14 protein-coding genes are annotated in these 19,051 nt (G+C 75.4%); 10 read left to right on the top strand and 4 right to left on the bottom strand.

Annotation, left to right across the window (positions count from 1 at the left end):
• Positions 1–77: 77 nt before the first annotated feature.
• Positions 78–1,400 (bottom strand): SWIM zinc finger family protein, encoded by a 1,323-nt coding sequence (locus ACZ34W_RS10870; RefSeq protein WP_396485587.1) that lies wholly within the window; start codon positions 1,398–1,400, stop codon positions 78–80.
• Positions 1,401–1,578: 178 nt separating this feature from the next.
• Here ACZ34W_RS10870 and ACZ34W_RS10865 point away from each other — a divergent pair, with 178 nt between their 5' ends.
• The 5 genes from ACZ34W_RS10865 (at position 1,579) to sucD (ending at position 8,782) form a co-directional block, all read left to right on the top strand.
• The gene (locus ACZ34W_RS10865) at positions 1,579–2,661 is read left to right on the top strand and encodes an ATP-binding protein (RefSeq protein ID WP_329488051.1); all 1,083 of its coding nucleotides are present in this window, start codon (positions 1,579–1,581) and stop codon (positions 2,659–2,661) included.
• A 127-nt stretch (positions 2,662–2,788) separates the two neighbouring features.
• Positions 2,789–5,101: a DUF5682 family protein gene (locus tag ACZ34W_RS10860; RefSeq protein WP_465603189.1), complete on the top strand. Its 2,313-nt coding sequence runs from the start codon at positions 2,789–2,791 to the stop codon at positions 5,099–5,101.
• A gap of 77 nt (positions 5,102–5,178) precedes the next feature.
• Positions 5,179–6,369 (top strand): VWA domain-containing protein, encoded by a 1,191-nt coding sequence (locus ACZ34W_RS10855; RefSeq protein ID WP_465603187.1) that lies wholly within the window; start codon positions 5,179–5,181, stop codon positions 6,367–6,369.
• Between the two features lie 337 nt (positions 6,370–6,706).
• Positions 6,707–7,879 carry an ADP-forming succinate--CoA ligase subunit beta gene (sucC, locus tag ACZ34W_RS10850; RefSeq protein ID WP_329488047.1) on the top strand — a complete coding sequence of 391 codons (1,173 nt, stop codon included), beginning with the start codon at positions 6,707–6,709 and terminating at the stop codon, positions 7,877–7,879.
• Positions 7,880–7,897: 18 nt separating this feature from the next.
• Positions 7,898–8,782: a succinate--CoA ligase subunit alpha gene (sucD, locus tag ACZ34W_RS10845; protein ID WP_329488045.1), complete on the top strand. Its 885-nt coding sequence runs from the start codon at positions 7,898–7,900 to the stop codon at positions 8,780–8,782.
• A gap of 211 nt (positions 8,783–8,993) precedes the next feature.
• On the opposite strand, the gene ACZ34W_RS10840 is transcribed toward sucD, so the two are convergent.
• Positions 8,994–11,066: a LuxR C-terminal-related transcriptional regulator gene (locus ACZ34W_RS10840; protein WP_465603184.1), complete on the bottom strand. Its 2,073-nt coding sequence runs from the start codon at positions 11,064–11,066 to the stop codon at positions 8,994–8,996.
• Between the two features lie 135 nt (positions 11,067–11,201).
• Between ACZ34W_RS10840 and ACZ34W_RS10835 the strand changes: the two genes are divergently transcribed.
• Positions 11,202–12,779: a cell division protein PerM gene (locus tag ACZ34W_RS10835; protein ID WP_465603182.1), complete on the top strand. Its 1,578-nt coding sequence runs from the start codon at positions 11,202–11,204 to the stop codon at positions 12,777–12,779.
• A gap of 26 nt (positions 12,780–12,805) precedes the next feature.
• On the opposite strand, the gene ACZ34W_RS10830 is transcribed toward ACZ34W_RS10835, so the two are convergent.
• Positions 12,806–13,471, bottom strand: a complete 666-nt coding sequence (locus tag ACZ34W_RS10830; RefSeq protein WP_329488041.1) for a hypothetical protein — start codon at positions 13,469–13,471, stop codon at positions 12,806–12,808.
• Between the two features lie 535 nt (positions 13,472–14,006).
• Between ACZ34W_RS10830 and purN the strand changes: the two genes are divergently transcribed.
• A complete protein-coding gene (gene purN, locus ACZ34W_RS10825; RefSeq protein ID WP_329488039.1) occupies positions 14,007–14,666 on the top strand; it encodes a phosphoribosylglycinamide formyltransferase in 660 nt (219 codons plus the stop codon).
• Entirely contained in the window at positions 14,663–16,264 is a 1,602-nt protein-coding gene (gene purH / locus ACZ34W_RS10820; RefSeq protein ID WP_359803545.1) for a bifunctional phosphoribosylaminoimidazolecarboxamide formyltransferase/IMP cyclohydrolase, read from the top strand. Before purN ends, purH begins: the two co-directional genes overlap by 4 nt.
• Before the next feature lie 120 nt (positions 16,265–16,384).
• Here purH and ACZ34W_RS10815 read toward each other — a convergent pair whose 3' ends face one another.
• On the bottom strand, positions 16,385–17,131 hold the full coding sequence (locus ACZ34W_RS10815; protein ID WP_329488037.1) for an RDD family protein: 747 nt from the start codon (positions 17,129–17,131) through the stop codon (positions 16,385–16,387).
• A 509-nt stretch (positions 17,132–17,640) separates the two neighbouring features.
• On the opposite strand from ACZ34W_RS10815, the gene ACZ34W_RS10810 reads away from it, so the two are divergent.
• Both ACZ34W_RS10810 and ACZ34W_RS10805 read left to right on the top strand, forming a co-directional pair.
• Complete coding sequence (locus ACZ34W_RS10810; protein WP_329488036.1) at positions 17,641–18,495, top strand: bifunctional methylenetetrahydrofolate dehydrogenase/methenyltetrahydrofolate cyclohydrolase; 855 nt, start codon at positions 17,641–17,643, stop codon at positions 18,493–18,495.
• A gap of 151 nt (positions 18,496–18,646) precedes the next feature.
• Positions 18,647–19,033 carry a DUF3017 domain-containing protein gene (locus ACZ34W_RS10805; RefSeq protein WP_329488035.1) on the top strand — a complete coding sequence of 129 codons (387 nt, stop codon included), beginning with the start codon at positions 18,647–18,649 and terminating at the stop codon, positions 19,031–19,033.
• Positions 19,034–19,051: the final 18 nt, after the last annotated feature.

Below are 19,051 nucleotides of genomic sequence, written 5' to 3'. Positions count from 1 at the left end.
GAGGCTCTCGGGCGGGTGGGGCGCCGGAGCCCGCGGCGGGCCCGTGGGCCGCGCGGGCCGGTCCCCGCTTCGGGGGCCTACCCGGTGGTGAGGTCGATCGGGCGGTGGTCCGCGCCCCAGGCGGTGACCGGGGCGAAACCGTGGTGGCCCTGCTCGCCGAAGACGGTGAGGGGGCGGCCGGTGGAGACGGCCGCGAGGCGCCAGAGGGCCGCTTCGGGGGTGGCACCACGGTGGACCGGGAGCGTGTGCCGGCCGTCGGTGAGCTGCCAGCCGTCGGGGGTGAGGACCGGGACGACGCCGGTCAGGACGGCCGGCCAGGCGTCGAGCCAGGGATCGTCCGCGACGGCGTCGCCGTAGGCGGCGACCGCTTCGGCGGGGGTGAGCCCGGGCGGCGGGGCGGCGGGGCCCTGGCCGGGGGCGTCGTAGCGGGTGCCGAGGGCGGCGCGCAGGGGGCGGGCCCCGGGGTGGAAGGCGAGTTCGGCCTCCAGCAGGTGGCCGGTGGGGAGGGCGAGGTCGGGGGCCCGGCCGGGGCGGCCGAAGGCGAGGAGCAGGGCGGCCCGGCCGGTCTTCGCGCCGCGCAGCCAGAGCCGGCGGGTGGTGAGGCGTTCGTCCGCTGCGCCGTCCAGCGGGGAGGTGCGGCTGCCGAGGACGTACCAGCGGTCGCGGACGGTGGGGCCGGCCAGTACCTCGGCGGCGTCGGTGGTGTAGCCGACCCGGGCCCGGACGGTGGCGGCCAGCGGGGCGGGCAGGTCGTCGATCCGGGTGGCGGCGGTGGCGAGCAGATGGAGCATGGCGTACTCCTCCAGGAGGTCGGGCCCGGTGACGGCGTCGAGTTCGCGGACGCGGGTGGCGAGGCCGGGGGCCTGGGCGTCGACCATCCGGGCGGCGACCTCCTCCCAGGGGCCGGCGGCGGACGGGTCCGCGAGGCCGTGGCGGACCCGGTCGGCCAGCCGCAGACGCAGCTCACCGGCGCCGGCGGCCACCCGGGCGTGGCGCTTCTCGGCCCGGCGGAGGGCGGCGGCCGGGTCGGCCGCGGCGGTGGCGCCGGTCGCCCGCCGCTCGGCGCGGTCGCGGCGCTCGGCCAGCCAGTCGGACGCCCAGTCGGAAGGCTCGCCGGCCGGGACGGCCTCGGGGGTGCCGCTCCAGAGCAGCAGCAGCCCGAGCGCGTGCTTGCAGGGGAACTTCCGGCTCGGGCAGGTGCACGAGTAGGCGGGCGTGGCCAGCTCGACGGCGGTGCGGTAGGGCGTCCGGCCGCTGCCCCTGCACTCGCCCCAGAGCGCGGCGCCGTCGGTGCCCGTGGCCGACCAGGGCGCGGGCGAGGAGAGCTTGCCCGCGGCCTTCTGCGAGCTCGCGTCGGGTGCCAGGGACAGGACGTGTTCGGTGCTCCAGCGTTCCTCCATGCCGACGACGGTAGGCGGAGGGACTGACAGGCCGGGTGGTCGAACTGAGGTCCGGTCAGGATTGTCAGTGGTCCGGTGCAGGGTGGTTCCCACAGGCCGGGACGCCGACCTGGCTCCCCCCGATCACCTCGCCGCCCGCCACCGGTGTGTCCGGCGGCCGACCCGAAGGAGCCCCCTGATGACCGACGTTCTGCGGCAGCACGCGGAGGACGCCTTCGCGGCGGAACTGGCCGCGCTGGCCGCGCAGGACGACCGCCCGCGTCCCGAGCGCTGGAAGCTCTCGCCGTGGGCCGTCGCCACCTATCTGCTCGGTGGCGAGCTGCCGGACGGCACCGTGGTCACCCCCAAGTACATCGGCCCGCGGCGGATCGTCGAGGTCGCCGTGACGACGCTGGCCACGGACCGGGCGCTGCTGCTGCTCGGCGTGCCCGGCACCGCGAAGACCTGGGTGTCGGAGCACCTCGCGGCGGCGATCAGCGGCGATTCGACCCTGCTGGTGCAGGGGACGGCCGGTACGCCGGAGGAGGCCGTCCGGTACGGCTGGAACTACGCCCAGCTGCTGACCAACGGTCCGAGCCGGGCGGCGCTGGTGCCCTCGCCGCTGATGCGGGCGATGGCGGACGGGAAGATCGCCCGGGTCGAGGAGCTGACCCGGATCCCGGCGGACGTCCAGGACAGTCTGATCACCATCCTGTCGGAGAAGACCCTGCCGATACCGGAGCTGGGCGGCGAGACGCAGGCCGTGCGCGGGTTCAACCTGATCGCCACGGCGAACGACCGGGACCGCGGCGTCAACGAGCTGTCGAGCGCCCTGCGCCGACGGTTCAACACCGTGGTGCTGCCGCTCCCCGGCTCGCTGGAGGAGGAGGTGGACATCGTCACCCGGCGGGTCGACCAGCTCGGCCGCTCGCTGGAGCTCGCCCCACTGCCCGGTGGAGCCGAGGAGATCAGGCGGGTGGTGACGGTCTTCCGGGAGCTGCGGGCCGGCCTCACGGTGGACGGCCGGACGAAGGTGAAGACGCCGAGCGGCACGCTGTCGACGGCCGAGGCCATCTCGGTGGTGACCAACGGTCTGGCGCTGGCCACCCACTTCGGGGACGGCGTGCTGCGGGCCGGCGACGTCACGGCCGGCATCCTCGGCGCCGTCGTCCGGGATCCGGTGGCGGACCAGGTGGTCTGGCGCGAGTACGTCGAGGGCGTGCTGCGCGAGCGGGACGGCTGGAAGGACTTCTACCGCGCCGCCCGGGAGAACGCCCGCTGACGCCATGGCAGTTCATGGCGGTCTAAGGCAGTTCGCGGCAGTTCAAGGCGGTCCAAGGCAGTTCAGAGCAGTGCTGAGCAGTTCGATTCAGTCCGAGTCAGTTCGAGGCACGAGGAGGGAGGGCGCGATGAGCGCGGAGGTGACGCTGCTGGGCGTACGGCACCACGGTCCCGGCTCGGCCCGCGCGGTGGCCGCCGCACTGGAGCAGTTGCGGCCGGACGCGGTGCTGATCGAGGGCCCGCCGGAGGCCGATCCGATCGTCGGGCTGGCGGCCGAGAAGGACATGGTGCCACCGGTCGCCCTGCTCGCCCACGTCGTGGACGACCCGGCCAGGGCCGCTTTCTGGCCCTATGCCGAGTTCTCCCCGGAGTGGGTGGCGATCCGGTACGGACTCGACGCCGGTGTACCGGTCCGCTTCATCGACCTCCCGGCGGCCTACGGCCTCGCCGAGGAGCGGGAGCAGCCGGAGCAGGGGGAGCAGCCGGAGCGGGCGGGGGACCCGATCGGGATGCTCGCCGAGGCCGCCGGCAGCGACGACCCGGAGCGCTGGTGGGAGGACGTGATCGAGCACCGCTCGCCCGGTACCGACGCGCTGGCCCCGTTCGCCGCGGTCGCCGAGGCGATGGCGGCGCTGCGCGAGGACGTCGCGCCCGGCGGGCCCGTCCGGCGCGACGACCTGCGGGAGGCGTACATGCGCCAGCAGATCCGGGCCGCCAAGCGGGCCGGGCACCGGCGGATCGCCGTGGTCTGCGGGGCGTTCCACGTCCCGGCGCTGGCCGCGCTGCCGACCGTCGCGCACGACCGGGCGGTGCTGGCCGGCCTGCCGAAGAAGGTGCGCACCGACATCACCTGGGTGCCGTGGACGCACCGCCGGCTCTCCCAGCAGAGCGGTTACGGCGCCGGGATCGTCTCGCCGGGCTGGTACCACCACCTGTTCACCACCACGGGTGATCCGGTGCCGCTCTGGTTGACCAGGGCCGCCGACCTGCTGCGGGCCGAGGACCACCCGGTCTCCTCGGCGCACGTGATCGAGGCCGTCCGGCTGGCCCGGACGCTGGCGGTGATGCGCGGCCGCCCGCTCGCCGGCCTGACCGAGACCCTGGACGCCGTCCGCTCGGTGATGTGCGACGGCTCGGACGTCGCGCTGGCGCTGGTGCACGACCGCCTGGTCACCGGGAACGTCCTCGGTGGGGTGCCGGACGGCGCTCCGGCGGTGCCGTTGCAGCGGGACCTGACCCGGCTGCAGCGCTCGCTGCGGCTGAAGCCGGCGGTCGAGCCGCGGGAGTTGGACCTGGACCTGCGCAAGGAGAACGACGCGGCCCGCTCCCGGCTGCTGCACCGGCTGCGGCTGCTCGGCATCGACTGGGGCGTGCCGAGCCGCTCCGCCGTCACCTCGACGGGCACCTTCCGGGAGAGCTGGCGGCTCTGCTGGCAGCCCGAGTTCGCCGTCCGGATCGCCGAGGCCGCCCAGTGGGGCACCACCGTCGAGGAGGCGGCGACCGGCCGGGCGGTCGGCGCGGCGCGGGCCGCGGTGGAGCTCGCCGAGCTGACCGCCCTGGTCGAGACCTGCCTGCTGGCCGGGCTGGCCGACGCGCTGCCCGCCGTGATGCGGATCCTCGCCGACTGCGCCGCGCTCGACACCGACGTCGCCCAGCTGGCCGGGGCGCTGCCGGCGCTGGTCCGCGCGCTGCGCTACGGCGACGTCCGCGGCACCGACCACCGTGCGCTCCGTGAGGTCGCGACCGGCCTCGCCGACCGGATCTGCGTCGGGCTGCCGCCCGCCTGCACCGGGCTGGACGCGGCCGGCGCGGAGGCGGTGCGCGGCCGGCTCGACGAGGTGCACGGCGCGATCGGCCTGCTGGAGCCGGGCAGCGGGCTCGTCGACCGGTGGGCCGGGACGCTGCGGGCGCTCGCCCGCCGCGAACCGGTCGGCGGTCCGGCCACGGGCGTGCCCGGCGTGCTGCGCGGGCGCGCCGTCCGGCTGCTGCTGGACGACGGACGGCTCGACTCCGAGGAGGCCGGCCGCCGGATGGGCCTCGTCCTCTCGGCGGCCAACGCCCCGGCGGACGCGGCCGGCTGGGTGGAGGGCTTCCTCAGCGGCGGCGGCGCCCTGCTGCTGCACGATCCCCGGCTGCTCGGCCTGCTCGACGGGTGGCTGACGGCGGTGCCGGCCGAGGTCTTCACCGATGTGCTGCCGCTGCTGCGCCGCACCTTCTCCGCGCTGGAGGCGGGCGTCCGCACCACCGTCGGCAGCAGGGTCGCGGCCGGTCCGCTGGGCACCGAGCCGGTGGCGGCGGCGGGCACGGGCCCCGAGCTGGATCCGGCCCGCGCCGACGCGGCGCTGCCCGTGGTCGCCCTGCTGCTCGGCCTGCCCGGCTGCCCCGTCCACCCCGCGGGGCCGCCGCGGATCCCCCGACAGGCCGAGGGCCGCGACACCTGACCCCGCACCCGACGCGCCCGACCCGACGCACCCGACCCGACGACGCACCTGACCCGATGGACCGGAAGGAGCACCCGATGGCAGAGGCCACCACCCCCGCCGCTCCCGTCACCCTCGCCGCCGAGGAGCGGCTGCGCCGCTGGCGTCTGGTGCTCGGCGGCGAGGCGGACGGCACCGGCAGCGCGCTGCGCGGCCGGGACGCCGCGATGGACGGCGCGCTCGCCGCGCTGTACCGGGGCACGCCGCAGGAGGGCCGGGCCGGGCGGTCCGGCCGGCGCACCGCGGGGCTGGGCGGTTCGGCGCCGCAGGTGGCCCGGTGGCTCGGGGACATCCGCGAGTACTTCCCCACCAGCGTCGTCCAGCTGATGCAGCAGGACGCCATCACCCGCCTCGGCCTGGACCGCCTGCTGCTGGAGCCGGAGATGCTGGAGGCCGTCGAGCCCGACGTCCACCTGGTCGCCACCCTGCTCTCGTTGAAGCACGCGCTGCCCGAGACGACCCGGGAGAGCGCCCGCGCGGTGGTCGGCAAGGTGGTCGCGGAGCTGGAGCGCCGGCTCGCCGACCGCACCCGGGCCACCCTGGGCGGCGCGCTGGACCGCAGCGCCCGGGTGAACCGCCCGCGCCACCGCGACATCGACTGGGACCGCACCATCCGGGCCAACCTGAAGAACTACCTGCCCGAGCACGGCACCGTCGTCCCCGAGCGGCTGGTCGGCTACGCCCGGGCGCAGCGCGCGGTGAAGAAGGACGTCATCCTCTGCGTCGACCAGTCCGGCTCGATGGCCCCCTCGGTGGTGCACTCGGCGGTGTTCGGCGCGGTGCTGGCCTCGATGAGGACGCTGGACACCCGGCTGGTGGTCTTCGACACCTCGGTGGTCGACCTCACCGAGCAGCTCGGCGACCCGGTGGACGTCCTGTTCGCGACCCAGCTCGGCGGCGGCACCGACATCAACCGCGCGCTGGCCTACTGCCAGTCGAGGATCACCCGCCCGTCCGAGACCGTCGTGGTGCTGATCAGCGACCTCTACGAGGGCGGCATCCGGAACGAGATGCTCAAGCGGGTGGCGGCGATGAAGGCGGCCGGCGTCCAGTTCGTCGCGCTGCTCGCGCTCTCCGACGAAGGGGCGCCCGCGTACGACCACGCGCACGCGGCCGCCCTGGCCACGCTCGGCGCCCCCGCGTTCGCCTGCACGCCGGACGCGTTCCCGGACGTCATGGCGGCGGCGATCGAGAAGCGGTCGATCCCCGTCCCGCCGCAGGGCGGGTAGCGACCGGGTGCGCGGGTTCACCCGGACGAGCGAACCCGGGCCCGGCCCCACCGCTGATCTGCGCACCTGCTGAGCAGGGCGCGCGGCAGCCGGTCGGGGCCTGGCTGTGACGGTTCTCACCCAAGCCGGGCCGGTCCCGGGCGAAACACGCCTGCCGTCCGGGGATAACCTGCCAGACGGACGTGACGCGCGTGTTGATTGACGTGTGCGCCCGTGGCTGTGTGGGCCGCAAGGCCGTACCTCTGCGTACCCGCACCGCCCCGACGACCCGCAGCGAAGATCCTGCCGTGGCACGCTCGTAGAGACACAATCCGCGACCACGAACAAGGACAAACACGTGGACCTGTTCGAGTACCAGGCGAGGGACCTCTTCGCCAAGCACGGGGTTCCCGTGCTTGACGGTGATGTCATCGAGACCGCCGCAGACGCTGCCGCCATCGCGGAGCGCTTCGGCGGCCGCGCCGTCGTCAAGGCTCAGGTGAAGGTGGGCGGCCGAGGCAAGGCCGGTGGCGTGAAGCTCGCCGCCGACCCGGCGGACGCCGTCGCCAAGGCCGAGGCGATCCTCGGGATGGACATCAAGGGCCACACCGTTCACAAGGTGATGCTGGCCCAGACGGCGGACATCAAGGAGGAGTACTACGTCTCCTTCCTGCTGGACCGCACCAACCGCACCTTCCTGGCCATGGCCAGCGTGGAGGGCGGTGTGGAGATCGAGGTCGTCGCGGAGGAGAACCCCGAGGCGCTCGCCAAGATCCCGGTCGACGCCAACGAGGGCTGCACCCCGGAGAAGGCCGCCGAGATCGTCGCCGCCGCGAAGTTCCCGGCGGAGATCGCGGACCAGGTCGCCGATGTCCTGCAGAAGCTCTGGGTCGTCTTCATCAAGGAGGACGCCCTCCTCGTCGAGGTCAACCCGCTGATCAAGTCCGGCGACGGCAAGATCATCGCGCTCGACGGCAAGGTCTCCCTGGACGAGAACGCCGAGTTCCGCCAGCCCGAGCACGAGGCGCTCGAGGACAAGGCCGCCGCCAACCCGCTGGAGGCGGCGGCGAAGGCCAAGGGCCTGAACTACGTCAAGCTCGACGGCCAGGTCGGCATCATCGGCAACGGCGCGGGTCTCGTCATGAGCACCCTCGACGTGGTCGCCTACGCGGGCGAGAGCCACGGCGGCGTCAAGCCCGCCAACTTCCTCGACATCGGTGGCGGCGCGTCTGCCGAGGTCATGGCGAACGGCCTGGAGATCATCCTGGGCGACCCCGACGTCAAGTCGGTCTTCGTCAACGTCTTCGGTGGCATCACCGCGTGCGACGCCGTCGCGAACGGCATCGTGCAGGCCCTGGCCCTGCTGGAGTCCAAGGGCGAGAACGTCTCCAAGCCGCTGGTCGTCCGCCTGGACGGCAACAACGCCGAGCTTGGTCGCAAGATCCTCGACGACGCCAACCACCCGCTGGTGCAGCGCGTCGACACCATGGACGGCGCCGCCGACCGTGCCGCCGAGCTGGCCAACAAGTAAGGAAGGGGACTTAACACCATGGCTATCTTCCTTACCAAGGACAGCAAGGTCATCGTCCAGGGCATGACCGGCTCCGAGGGCATGAAGCACACCCGCCGCATGCTCGCCTCGGGCACCCAGATCGTCGGTGGCGTGAACCCGCGCAAGGCCGGCACCACGGTCGACGTCGACGGCACCGACGTGCCCGTCTTCGGCTCCGTCGCCGAGGCCATCGAGAAGACCGGTGCCGACGTCACCGTCATCTTCGTGCCGCCGAAGTTCACCAAGGACGCCGTCGTCGAGGCCATCGACGCCGAGATCGGCCTCGCGGTCGTCATCACCGAGGGTGTCCCGGTCCACGACTCGGCCGCCTTCTGGGCGTACGCGGGCTCGAAGGGCAACAAGACCCGGATCATCGGCCCGAACTGCCCGGGCCTGATCAGCCCCGGACAGTCCAACGCCGGCATCATCCCGGCGGACATCACCCAGGCCGGCAAGATCGGCCTGGTGTCGAAGTCCGGCACCCTGACCTACCAGCTCATGTACGAGCTGCGGGACATCGGCTTCTCCTCGGCCGTGGGCATCGGCGGTGACCCGGTCATCGGGACCACCCACATCGACGCTCTCAAGGCCTTCCAGGAGGACCCGGAGACCGAGCTCATCGTCATGATCGGTGAGATCGGTGGCGACGCCGAGGAGCGTGCCGCGGCCTACATCGCCGAGCACGTCACCAAGCCGGTCGTCGGCTACGTCGCGGGCTTCACCGCCCCCGAGGGCAAGACCATGGGCCACGCCGGCGCCATCGTCTCCGGCTCCTCGGGCACCGCGCAGGCGAAGAAGGAGGCCCTGGAGGCCGCCGGCGTCAAGGTCGGCAAGACGCCGTCCGAGACCGCCCGCCTGGCGCGTGAGCTGATCAACGGCTGACGCTCGCCCCGCGCATCGAGCGCCCCGTCCGGATCTCCGGGCGGGGCGCTCGCCGTTGTGGCGGGGCCTCCGGCCGGGAGAGCGGCGGCCCCACCGCCCGCCGATCCGGCCGCGGCTCCGGCCGTCGCCGGTGAGGTGTGCCCCGGCGCCCCGGCGCCCCGGCGTCCGACCTGGCCCGGGTCGGACGCCGGGGACTCCGCCGGCGGGCCGCTCAGCGGTCCGCCGGGCAGGGGAGGAGCGACCAGCGGGTGCAGGCCCCCGGCCCGCCCGCCGAGCCGGGCGGGGGCAGGGCCGCCGCGGCGCGCGCGGCGGCCGGCAGCTCCCACAGCTGCGCCCGGGGCGGCGGCGGGTCCGCCACGACCGGCTCGACCCCGGGCGCCGGACTGCACCAGAGGCTGCGGATGCCCGTCGGCGGACCGTCCGGGACGAGCGGCACGGCGGAGCCGTTGACCGCGCCGCAGACCGCCTGCTTCGGCGGTTCGGGGGCCCGGTGGAACAGCGACCCCGGGCCGCTGCCGGCCAGTGTCGCCGCCGCCGCGCCGCCGACCGCCACCGTGATCAGCACCGCCGCCCCGGTCCGGGTGGCGTTCGCCAGTCGGTGCCGGGCGCGCAGCACCGGCACCGGAGGCCGCTGCGGCTCCGGGCAGCCGCGGACGGCGGCCCGGTGCAGCAGTCCGGCGAGCCCGTCGGCGAAACCCTCGGCGGCCGGATCGGGCCCGACCAGGTCCGGTACCCACTCCGCCAACGCCGCCCGGGCGGCCCACACCCGGCCCTCGGCGGCCGCCACGGTCGACTCCACCTCGACGGCCACGGCGGCGGCGGGCAGGCCCAGGCCGTCGTGCAGCACCAGCGCCCGGCGCTGCGGGCGGGAGAGCCGCTTGAGCGCCTTGAGCAGTGCGCGGTCCCGGTCGGTGAGCCGGTCGTGGTCCGGCAGTACGGCCTGCGACTCGTCGGCCGGGCGGACCTTGATCCGCCGGTGCGGCAGCCGCCAGACGTGCGTCCGCCGCGGACCGCCCCGGTGCCACGGCGAGAGCGCCGCCTCACAGGCCCGCGCCCGCACCCAGCCCTCCGGATCGGCCCCGGCCGCCACCTCGTCCCAGTGCCGGCGCGCCTCGCCGAAGGCCAGCCGCACGCAGTGCACGGCGCGGTGCTTGCAGGAGGTGAGCAGGAAGACCTGTTGGACCAGGCGGGTGTGGGCGGCCTCGTACAGCTCCTCGAAGGACGGTACGGGTACGGCGTCCAGGTGCTCCGAGGGCGCACCTGCCGCGTTCGCGGCGGCCAGCGCGGCGGTGGCGGGCCCGTGGTCGTTCGGCTCGGGGGCGCTCCCGCCGTCGGTGCGAGGCGACCCGGCGGGTGCGGGGCCGTCGGCGGGGTCCGTCCGGGCGGGCGGCTTCGCGGCGGTGCCGGCCGGCCTGCCGCCGTTCGGCCGCGGCGGCGCGCCTGACGCCGGTCCGCTCCGGGGGGCGGTGCGGCCGTCGGTGCGGGGCGTCCCGGAGGCGGCGGCGGGGGTGTTCACCGCGCCGGTGGCCGGGGCGTCGGGTGTGCCGTCGTCGGTGCGGGGCGCCCCGGAGGCGGCGGGGGTGTGCGCGGCACCGGCCTTGCCGCCGTTCGGCCGGGGTGTCCCGGGGCGCGTGGGGTTCGGGTCGGCGGCGGGTCGCGGCGTGGGGGCCTCCTCCCCGGGGCGCGGGGCTCCGTGGGGGGCGGCGTCGCCCGGGCCGGTCGGCCGGGCCTTGGCGTGCCCGCGCCGTTCCCGCCCGGCCGGTTGCTCCACCGGGGTGCCGGACCCCGGCGTGTCCGGCGGGCCCGCCGGACCGCCGGAGGCGCCCTGAGCGGGGCTCAGCAGTGCGGCGAAGGCGACGATCTCGGCGTGGGTCCGCGTGCCGAGCTTGCGCATGGCCCGGTGCTGGTAGCTGCGCGCGGTGGCCGGGGTGACGCCGAGCGCCGCCGCCGACTGGGCGAGGTCCCGGCCCGCCGCGAGGTGGGCGAGGGCCTGGGCTTCACGCGGCGTCAACTGCCGCAGCAGCCGGAGCGCCTCGCTCTGGTCTCCGGCCGGCCCGTTCGCCCCGGTGGCCCGGCCGGGCCCGGCGGCACCCGCGGCACCGGTGACACCCGCAGCACCTGCGGCGGCCTGCGCCCCCCGGCCCCGTTCGGTCCGGCCCTTTCCGGGGCGTTCCTTCCCAGGGCGTCCCTGGGGTGCCGGGGGGTCGGCGGATCCGGCGGTCCGGGCGGGGTGGTTGGCGGCGGTGGCGTCGGCCGGGCGCTCGGCGGTCGGCGGCGTGGTCATCAGACGCTCCGGGCCGGAGCGGCGGCGACGGCATGAGGGCAGGGTCTGAAAATGCGCATAAGCCAATAATCTGGGACACGACGGTGGTTTGCCTCTTCACGGAGCATGGCGAGTCGCCTTGGCACCATGAGGCGCATGACGCAGCTGATGGGCCGTCCGATCCTGGAAGTGCCGGGCGAGCTGGGCGCCAGACCCGTCCTGGCCGACGTGCTCACCGGGGTGCGGACGGCGCTGCTCGGCCTGGCGGTGGTCGCCGTCCCGGTCCTCGGGCTCTGGGTGGTGACCCCGTACGCGGACGACGGCGCGGCCGGCGCCGTCCGGCTGGCCGGGGCGCTCTGGCTGCTCGGGCACGGTGCGCCGGCGCTCCGCGGCGCCCTGGACGCCCCGCTGACCGTGACTCCGCTGCTGCTCGGCCTGCTGGCGGTGGGCCAGCTCCACCGCGCGGGTGCCCGGGCGGCGGCCCGGCGCCGGCTGCGGCCGCGCTGGAGCGGTCCGTTGGCGGTGTGGTCCGGCTACTGCGCCGTCGCCGTGGTGGTGGTCGCGCAGTGTTCGGGCGCGGGCCTGTTCCGCGCGCGGGTGCTGCCGGACGTCCTGGTGGTGGCGCTGGTGGCGGCCGTCGCGACGGCCGCCGGCGCCCGGGCGACCGGGGCGCCCTCGCCGAGGTCCGGACCGGCGCCCTGGCGGGTGCTCCGGCAGCGGGCGCTGGACGGGCTGCCCACCTGGGCCCGCCTGGACGGGGGCGCGGCGGTGATCCGGTCGGCGGCGCTGGCCGCCGGTGCGGGGCTGGTGGCGGCGGGTGCGGCGGTGGTCGCGGTGGCGGCGCTGCTGGACGCGGTGACCGGGGGCGGCCACGGCACGGTGGCGCTCGCGCAGGGCCCGGCCGCGGTCGCCGGACTGCTGCTGCTCAGCGTGGCACTGCTGCCGAACGCGGTGCTCTGGGGGACGGCCTACGCACTGGGCCCGGGGTTCGCGGCGGGTGCGGGGACGGTGGTGGCGCCGTCCTGCACGGTGCGGGGGCCGGTGCCGGACTTCCCGCTGTTCGCCCTGCTGGCGGAGCCCGGCGCGGGCGGTTGGCGGCAGCTGGTCTGCCTGCTGCCGGCCCTGGCCGGGGTGGTCCCGGCCGTACTGATCGGCCGTGCGGCGGCCGGGGCCCGGTACCCGGGCGGCGCGGACCGGACCATCCGGCAGCGGGAAGAGCCGGCGCCGGCCCGGCCCGGTGCGTGGCGGCCGGCGGGGACGGCCGTCGCCGTGCTGGCGGTGGCCCTGCTGACCGGTGCGGCCGCCGCGGTGCTCGGCTGGCTCTCCGGCGGGGCGCTGGCCGGCGGCCGGATGGCGGAGCTGGGCCCGGTGCCGTGGCGGACGGGGCTGGCGGCGGCGGGCTGGATCGCCGCGGTGGCCGTCCCGGGCGCCCTGCTGACCCGGGTCCGGGTCGCGGCCCGGGCGTCGGCCACCACGGCGGCGGCCGGTGCGGACACCGGACTCGATACCGACGCGGTCGGCCTGCCCCGGGGCGGGACTGTCGGCGTCCCCGGAACCGTCGGCGTGCCCGGGGCCGTCGGCGCCCCCGGGAGCGGCGCGATCGCCGGCCGCGCGCGCCGGGGCGTGCTGTGGCTGCGCGCCCGCGCGTACGCCGTGGTGCTGTGGCTGGGTCGGTCGGCCGACGGCGCGGAGGCGGCCGCGGAGGACGCGACCGGCCTGGACGAGCTGGACTGACGGCGCCGCCGTCCGTCCGCTACCCGCTACTCGCTCTTCGAGGTGATGTCCACGTACCACTTCGGCGCGAGGCGCTCGCAGTTGTCCGCGCCGGTCGAGGTGAGCGAGTCCCGGACGCAGGTCACGTAGTCGTTGTAGTAGAGGCTGAGGCCGATCACCGAGGAGACGAAGACCACCGTCATCGCGCCGGTGAGCACCCCGGCGAGGGCGGCCGGGGTCAGCGGGTTGGGGGCGGCGGACTCGCCGGCGGCGGGTGCCGCCCCGCCGGTCGCGGTCGCGGCGGCCGGCTTGGGGGCCCGCATCGCGGCGACTCCCCAGACGATGGCCAGCGCGCCCACGAACAGCGCGACGTAGTGCAGCGAGGCGAACGCGCAGACCAGCGCGCCCATACCGGCCAGCGCGGCGTTGCGGGCCTTGCGCTGCGCCGGGTCGCTCGGGTCGAGCTTGGGCGGCTGCGGGGCGGGCGGGCGGGGGTGCCAGCCGCCGCCCTGGTAGCCGGGGCTCCACGGGTGCGGCGGCGGGACCTCGGGCCGCTCGTCCGGGTTCCCGCCGCCGTCGGTGCCGTCGGCACCGTTGGAACCGTCCGAACCCCCGGCGTGCCCGGGGTTGCGGGGCTGCCACGGCTGGTCCGGGGCATCCGCCGGCGGCGGCGCGAAGGGGTTGCGCTCGCCGGTGTTGTCACCGCTGCTCATGGTTCAGCCATTCCTTCTCGGTCGGTGGGGCGGACGCCCGCGCCACCCTATGATCCCGCAGTCGCCCGTGGAGCCTTCGGCGGCCTGCCTTCGGGGCGCGTTCCACCGCACCGGCGAACCCGCGAGGGCCCGCCCGCCCGGCCGCACCCGACGTCCCGCCCCCGGGCCCGCCGCCCCACTCCGCCGGCGCCCCGCCCCGCCCGGCCGGCCACCGCCGGCAGCTCCGCACCACCCCGTCGCTGCCGTCGGCCCGCCGTCCGCGCACGGCCGGCGGGCGGACGCCGGGCCGACGGCGGGTGAACGGCGCCCCGATGGAGATCCCCGTCTCAACTACGCGCGTAGCGCCGCCAGGGCGTTTCAAGGGCCGTCCGACCAGCCGTTATCGTGGTGACGGTCAGCAGCTCAGATAGGTTCCCCGGGCCCGCATCGCGGCGGGTTCCTCCGGTGTTCCCCCTCGCTCGACCTGCCGTTCGTAGTGGCCCCACCGCCGGTGGATGTACCAGCGGGCGGCGCCCGACCTACGGAGAATCGCGCAGTGGCCGCCGCCCCCGCTCAACTCTTCCCGCCCCGCACTCCCGGCCCGGCCCGGCTGGTGGTGCTGGTCTCCGGCTCCGGCACCAACCTACAGGCGCTGATCGACGCCGTGGCCGATCCCGCCTTCGGCGCGGAGATCGTCGCCGTCGGTGCCGACCGTGACGGCATCGCGGGCCTGGAGCGTGCCGAGCGGGCCGGGCTGCCGGTCTTCGTGCACCGCCTGAAGGACTTCGCCGACCGCGCCGCGTGGGACGGCGCGCTGACCGCCTCCGTCGCGGAGCACCGGCCGGACCTCGTGGTCACGGCGGGCTTCATGAAGATCCTCGGCCCCGCGTTCATCGCGGCCTTCGCCGGGCGGATCATCAACACCCACCCCGCACTGCTGCCCGCCTTCCCCGGCGCCCACGGCGTCACCGACGCGCTCGCGTACGGGGTGAAGGTCACCGGCTGCACCGTCCACCTGGTCGACGCCGGGGTGGACACCGGGCCGATCATCGCGCAGGGCGTCGTCGAGGTCACCGACGCCGACCACGCCGATGGCGGCGAAGCGCTGCACGAGCGCATCAAGACTGTCGAGCGAAAGCTGCTCGTCGACATCGTGGGCCGGCTGGCCCGCGAGGGTCACCGCATCGAGGACCGAAAGGTATGGATCCCGGCATGAGCGCCGCCCCCAGCACCACGTCCCCCGTCACCGCCCCCCTCGACGAGGAGAGCGGCGTCCGCCCGATCCGTCGCGCGCTGATCAGCGTGTACGACAAGACCGGTCTGGAGGAGCTGGCCCAGGGCCTGCACGCCGCCGGGGTCGCCATCGTCTCCACCGGATCCACCGCCGGCCGGATCGCCGCCGCGGGCGTCCCGGTGACCGAGGTCTCCGAGCTGACCGGCTTCCCCGAGTGCCTCGACGGGCGCGTGAAGACGCTGCACCCCCGCGTGCACGCCGGTGTGCTCGCCGACCTGCGGCTGGAGTCGCACCGCGCGCAGCTCGCCGAGCTGGGCGTCGAGCCCTTCGAGCTGGTCGTGGTGAACCTCTACCCGTTCAAGGCCACCGTCGCCTCCGGCGCGAGCCCGGACGAGTGCGTCGAGCAGATCGACATCGGCGGCCCGAGCATGGTCCGCGCCGCGGCCAAGAACCACCCGTCGGTCGCCGTCGTGGTGGACCCGGCCCGCTACGGCGACGTGCTGAAGGCCGTCCAGGAGGGCGGCTTCGACCTGGCCACCCGCAAGCGCCTGGCCGGTGCCGCGTTCGCGCACACCGCCGCCTACGACGTCGCGGTGGCCTCCTGGTTCGAGGCCGGCTACGCGGCCGGCGACGTCGAGGGCTTCCCGGAGTTCCTGGGCGCCACCTACGAGCGCCAGAACGTGCTGCGCTACGGCGAGAACCCGCACCAGGGCGCCGCGCTCTACAGCGACGGCACCGGCGGCCTGGCCGGCGCCGAGCAGCTGCACGGCAAGGAGATGTCGTACAACAACTACGTCGACACCGATGCCGCCCGTCGCGCCGCGTACGACCACGCCGAGCCGGCCGTCGCGATCATCAAGCACGCCAACCCGTGCGGCATCGCCACCGGCGCGGACGTCGCCGAGGCGCACCGCAAGGCGCACGAGTGCGACCCGGTCTCCGCGTACGGCGGCGTGATCGCGGTCAACCGCCCGGTGACCGTCGAGCTGGCCGAGCAGATCGCCCCGATCTTCACCGAGGTCGTCGTCGCCCCCGGGTACGAGGACGGCGCCGTCGAGGTGCTGGCGCGCAAGAAGAACCTGCGGGTGCTGGTCGCCCCCGAGGCGCCGGCCAACCGCCAGGAGGTGCGCCCGATCTCCGGTGGCGTGCTGCTCCAGGACGCCGACCGGATCCACGCCGCGGGCGACGACCCGGCGAGCTGGACGCTGGCCACCGGCGAGGCGCTCCCCGCGGCCGAGCTGGCCGAGCTGGCGTTCGCCTGGCGGGCCTGCCGGGCCGTCAAGTCCAACGCGATCCTGCTGGCCAAGGGCGGTGCCTCGGTGGGCGTCGGGATGGGCCAGGTCAACCGGGTCGACTCGGCGAAGCTCGCCGTGGAGCGGGCCGGCGAGCGGGCCCGGGGCTCCTACGCGGCCTCCGACGCCTTCTTCCCGTTCGCGGACGGCCTGCAGATCCTGCTCGACGGCGGCGTCAAGGCCGTGGTGCAGCCGGGCGGTTCGATCCGGGACGAGGAGGTCGTCGCGGCCGCCGCCGCGGCCGGCGTGACGATGTACTTCACCGGTACCCGCCACTTCTTCCACTGACGCCGACGCCGGTGCCGGGCCGGGCGGATCCTGTTCCCGCACCGGCGGTGTGACGGTACGACGGAGCGGCCCGGTCCCCTCGGGAAGGGGACCGGGCCGCTCCGCTGTCGCCGGTGGGCGCTACTTCTTGATCACCAGGGTGCCGGCGGCACGGTCGTGCCAGCCCTGCAGCTTCCCGGAGTTGTCGAAGAACGGGGACAGGTAGACCAGCGCGGCGCCGATGTAGCAGAGGAACGCGCCGACGATCGGGATGATGAAGCGGATGAAGCCGCCGCCCAGGCCGGGGACCTGGCCGTTGCTCTCCTTGACGACGCGCAGGCCCAGGGCCATCTTGCCGAGGGTGGCGCCCGCGAAGGAGACCATCAGCCACTCGTACAGCAGGTTGAACACCGAGAGCACGCCGACCATGATCAGCATGGTGACGAAGAAGCCCGCGGCGGCGTCGTTGTTGGCGTTCAGGCAGTCGTAGTACGCCGAGTTGGAGCCGCCGTAGGTGTACTTGCCGCTGCAGTCCTGGGTGTCCTTGGCGATGCCGAGCGCGCTGGCCAGGCCGAGCGCCATCACCAGGGCGACGACCGCGCCGATCGCGAGGCCGTCGATCAGGCGGGCCAGGAAGCGCTGGCCCATGGTGGCGATCTTCACCGTGCCCAGCTGGGCGATGTTGATGTAGCCGTTGTTGGCCTGGAGGGTGCCCGGCATCGGCGCGTACCCGTACGCCGGCTGCTGCGGCACACCGTACTGCGGGGCCTGCGGCGGCTGCTGCGGGTAGCCGTACCCGGCGGCCGGCGGGGCCTGCTGGGGGTAGCCGTAGCCCTGCTGAGGGGGCTGCTGGCCGTACGGGTTGTTCGGGTCGGGCGGGTAACTCATCGATGCCTCCGGGCAGGGATGTGGGGACGTGGGACGGGACAGCGCTGGGTCCGGAACGCACCGGCGGGGCGAACTGCCGAGCGGACGGGACGATAGCGGAGCGCGGTGACAACGGGGGCGGACACGGTCCGGCGCCCGCCGGCACGGGCTGGCTCAGGAACGTGGGTGGCGCCGGTCCGGCGCGAACGGGAGCATCGACGGCTGCGGTCCTGGCAGCACGCGGCCGTGGCGGTCGGGCGGCACGGTGTGGTGTGGTCGGCTCACTCTGTTCTTCCCCCGGGTACGCCCCGCCGGTGTCCGTCGGCCCGTCACCGGGCCGGAGGCGGCAGGGAATGCCCGCTTATCGTCGACCGGGCGGCCCGGCGCTGTCCAGCCGCGCCCGCGCGGCGGACCGGACTGTGGCGCAACCGCAACGTGGTCCGAACGGTTTTCGAGCCGCCGGGGCTCCCCGGCACCGCTGTCGCCGGGGGCTGGCGCCGTCCGCCTCCGGCATCCGGGAGAATGGGGTCATGACTGCCCAGATTCTCGATGGCAAGGCCACCGCCGCCGCGATCAAGTCCGAACTCGCCGCCCGTGTGGTGGCCCTTCGTGCCAAGGGCGTCACGCCCGGTCTCGGCACCGTCCTGGTCGGCGACGACCCCGGCAGCCGCTGGTACGTCAACGGCAAGCACAAGGACTGCGCCGAGGTCGGCATCGCCTCCATCCAGCGCGAACTGCCCGCCACCGCCACCCAGGAGGACGTCGAGAACGTCGTCCGCGAGCTGAACGCCGACCCGGCCTGCACCGGCTACATCGTCCAGCTCCCGCTGCCCAAGGGCCTGGACCAGAACCCCGTCCTGGAGCTGATGGACCCGGACAAGGACGCCGACGGCCTGCACCCCACCTCGCTCGGCCGGCTCGCGCTGGGCATCGAGGGCCCGCTGCCCTGCACCCCGCTCGGCATCGTCGAGCTGCTGCGCCGCCACGACGTGGCGATCGACGGGGCCGAGGTGGTCGTGATCGGCCGCGGTGTCACCGTCGGCCGCTCGATCGGCCTGCTGCTCACCCGCCGCAGCGAGAACGCCACCGTGACCCTCTGCCACACCGGCACCCGGGACCTCGCCTACCACCTGCGCAAGGCCGACATCGTGGTCGCCGCCGCCGGGGTGCCGCACCTGGTCAAGCCGGAGGACGTCAAGCCCGGCGCGGCCGTGCTGGACGTCGGCGTCAGCCGCAGCGAGGGCAAGATCGTCGGTGACGTCCACCCGGGCGTGGCCGAGGTGGCCGGCTGGATCTCCCCGAACCCGGGCGGCGTCGGCCCGATGACCCGCGCCATGCTGCTGAACAACATCGTCGTGGCGGCCGAGCGCCGCGCCGGCCTCTGAACGACCGCGATCCGACTCCGGAAGGACGGCGAGCTATGAACGGGCGGACCGAGCGAAGGCCGGCGAGCCGCGCGTTTCGCGACGCGGCGGCCGAGCGGGGCGGGGTGGGCGGATGAGCGGGCCACGGCCGGCGAGCCCCCGGCGCAGGCCGGTGAAGACCACCGGAACGCTGCCCCCCGAGGGCTCGGCGGCGGCGTTGGGGCGTGACCACGCCCTGCCGGTGCGCCAGTGGCCGATAACCCTCGTCCTGCTGGTGGTCGGCGCCGGGCTCGCCGTCACCTGGTTCGCCGACTTCAAGGACGGCTTCAAGTACGGGCTGCTGATCCTCGGCGGCGGCGTGCTGCTCGGCGCGCTGCTGCGGCTGGTGCTGCCCGAGGTCGGCATGCTGGCGGTGCGCAGCCGGTTCACCGACGTGATCGTGCTGACCTTCCTGGGCGTCTCGATCGTGCTGCTGACCCTGGTGGCCCAGCCCAACCCGTGGCTGGAGATCCCGCTGCTGGACAACGTCGGCGAGCTGGTCGGGCGGCCGAAGCACTGACCCGCCCGGCCCGCCCGC

The organism is Kitasatospora sp. NPDC022856, from assembly GCF_055561235.1.
This window is presented reverse-complemented; position numbering and strand designations above follow the sequence as displayed.

Coding starts and splice junctions, on each gene's coding strand:
- ACZ34W_RS10855 (WP_465603187.1), top strand. CDS start 5,179: ATGGCAGAGGCCACCACCCCCGCCGCTCCCGTCACCCTCGCCGCCGAG.
- ACZ34W_RS10815 (WP_329488037.1), bottom strand. CDS start 17,131: ATGAGTTACCCGCCCGACCCGAACAACCCGTACGGCCAGCAGCCCCCT.
- ACZ34W_RS10865 (WP_329488051.1), top strand. CDS start 1,579: ATGACCGACGTTCTGCGGCAGCACGCGGAGGACGCCTTCGCGGCGGAA.
- purH (WP_359803545.1), top strand. CDS start 14,663: ATGAGCGCCGCCCCCAGCACCACGTCCCCCGTCACCGCCCCCCTCGAC.
- sucD (WP_329488045.1), top strand. CDS start 7,898: ATGGCTATCTTCCTTACCAAGGACAGCAAGGTCATCGTCCAGGGCATG.
- ACZ34W_RS10870 (WP_396485587.1), bottom strand. CDS start 1,400: ATGGAGGAACGCTGGAGCACCGAACACGTCCTGTCCCTGGCACCCGAC.
- ACZ34W_RS10860 (WP_465603189.1), top strand. CDS start 2,789: ATGAGCGCGGAGGTGACGCTGCTGGGCGTACGGCACCACGGTCCCGGC.
- ACZ34W_RS10835 (WP_465603182.1), top strand. CDS start 11,202: ATGACGCAGCTGATGGGCCGTCCGATCCTGGAAGTGCCGGGCGAGCTG.
- ACZ34W_RS10830 (WP_329488041.1), bottom strand. CDS start 13,471: ATGAGCAGCGGTGACAACACCGGCGAGCGCAACCCCTTCGCGCCGCCG.
- ACZ34W_RS10840 (WP_465603184.1), bottom strand. CDS start 11,066: ATGACCACGCCGCCGACCGCCGAGCGCCCGGCCGACGCCACCGCCGCC.
- ACZ34W_RS10810 (WP_329488036.1), top strand. CDS start 17,641: ATGACTGCCCAGATTCTCGATGGCAAGGCCACCGCCGCCGCGATCAAG.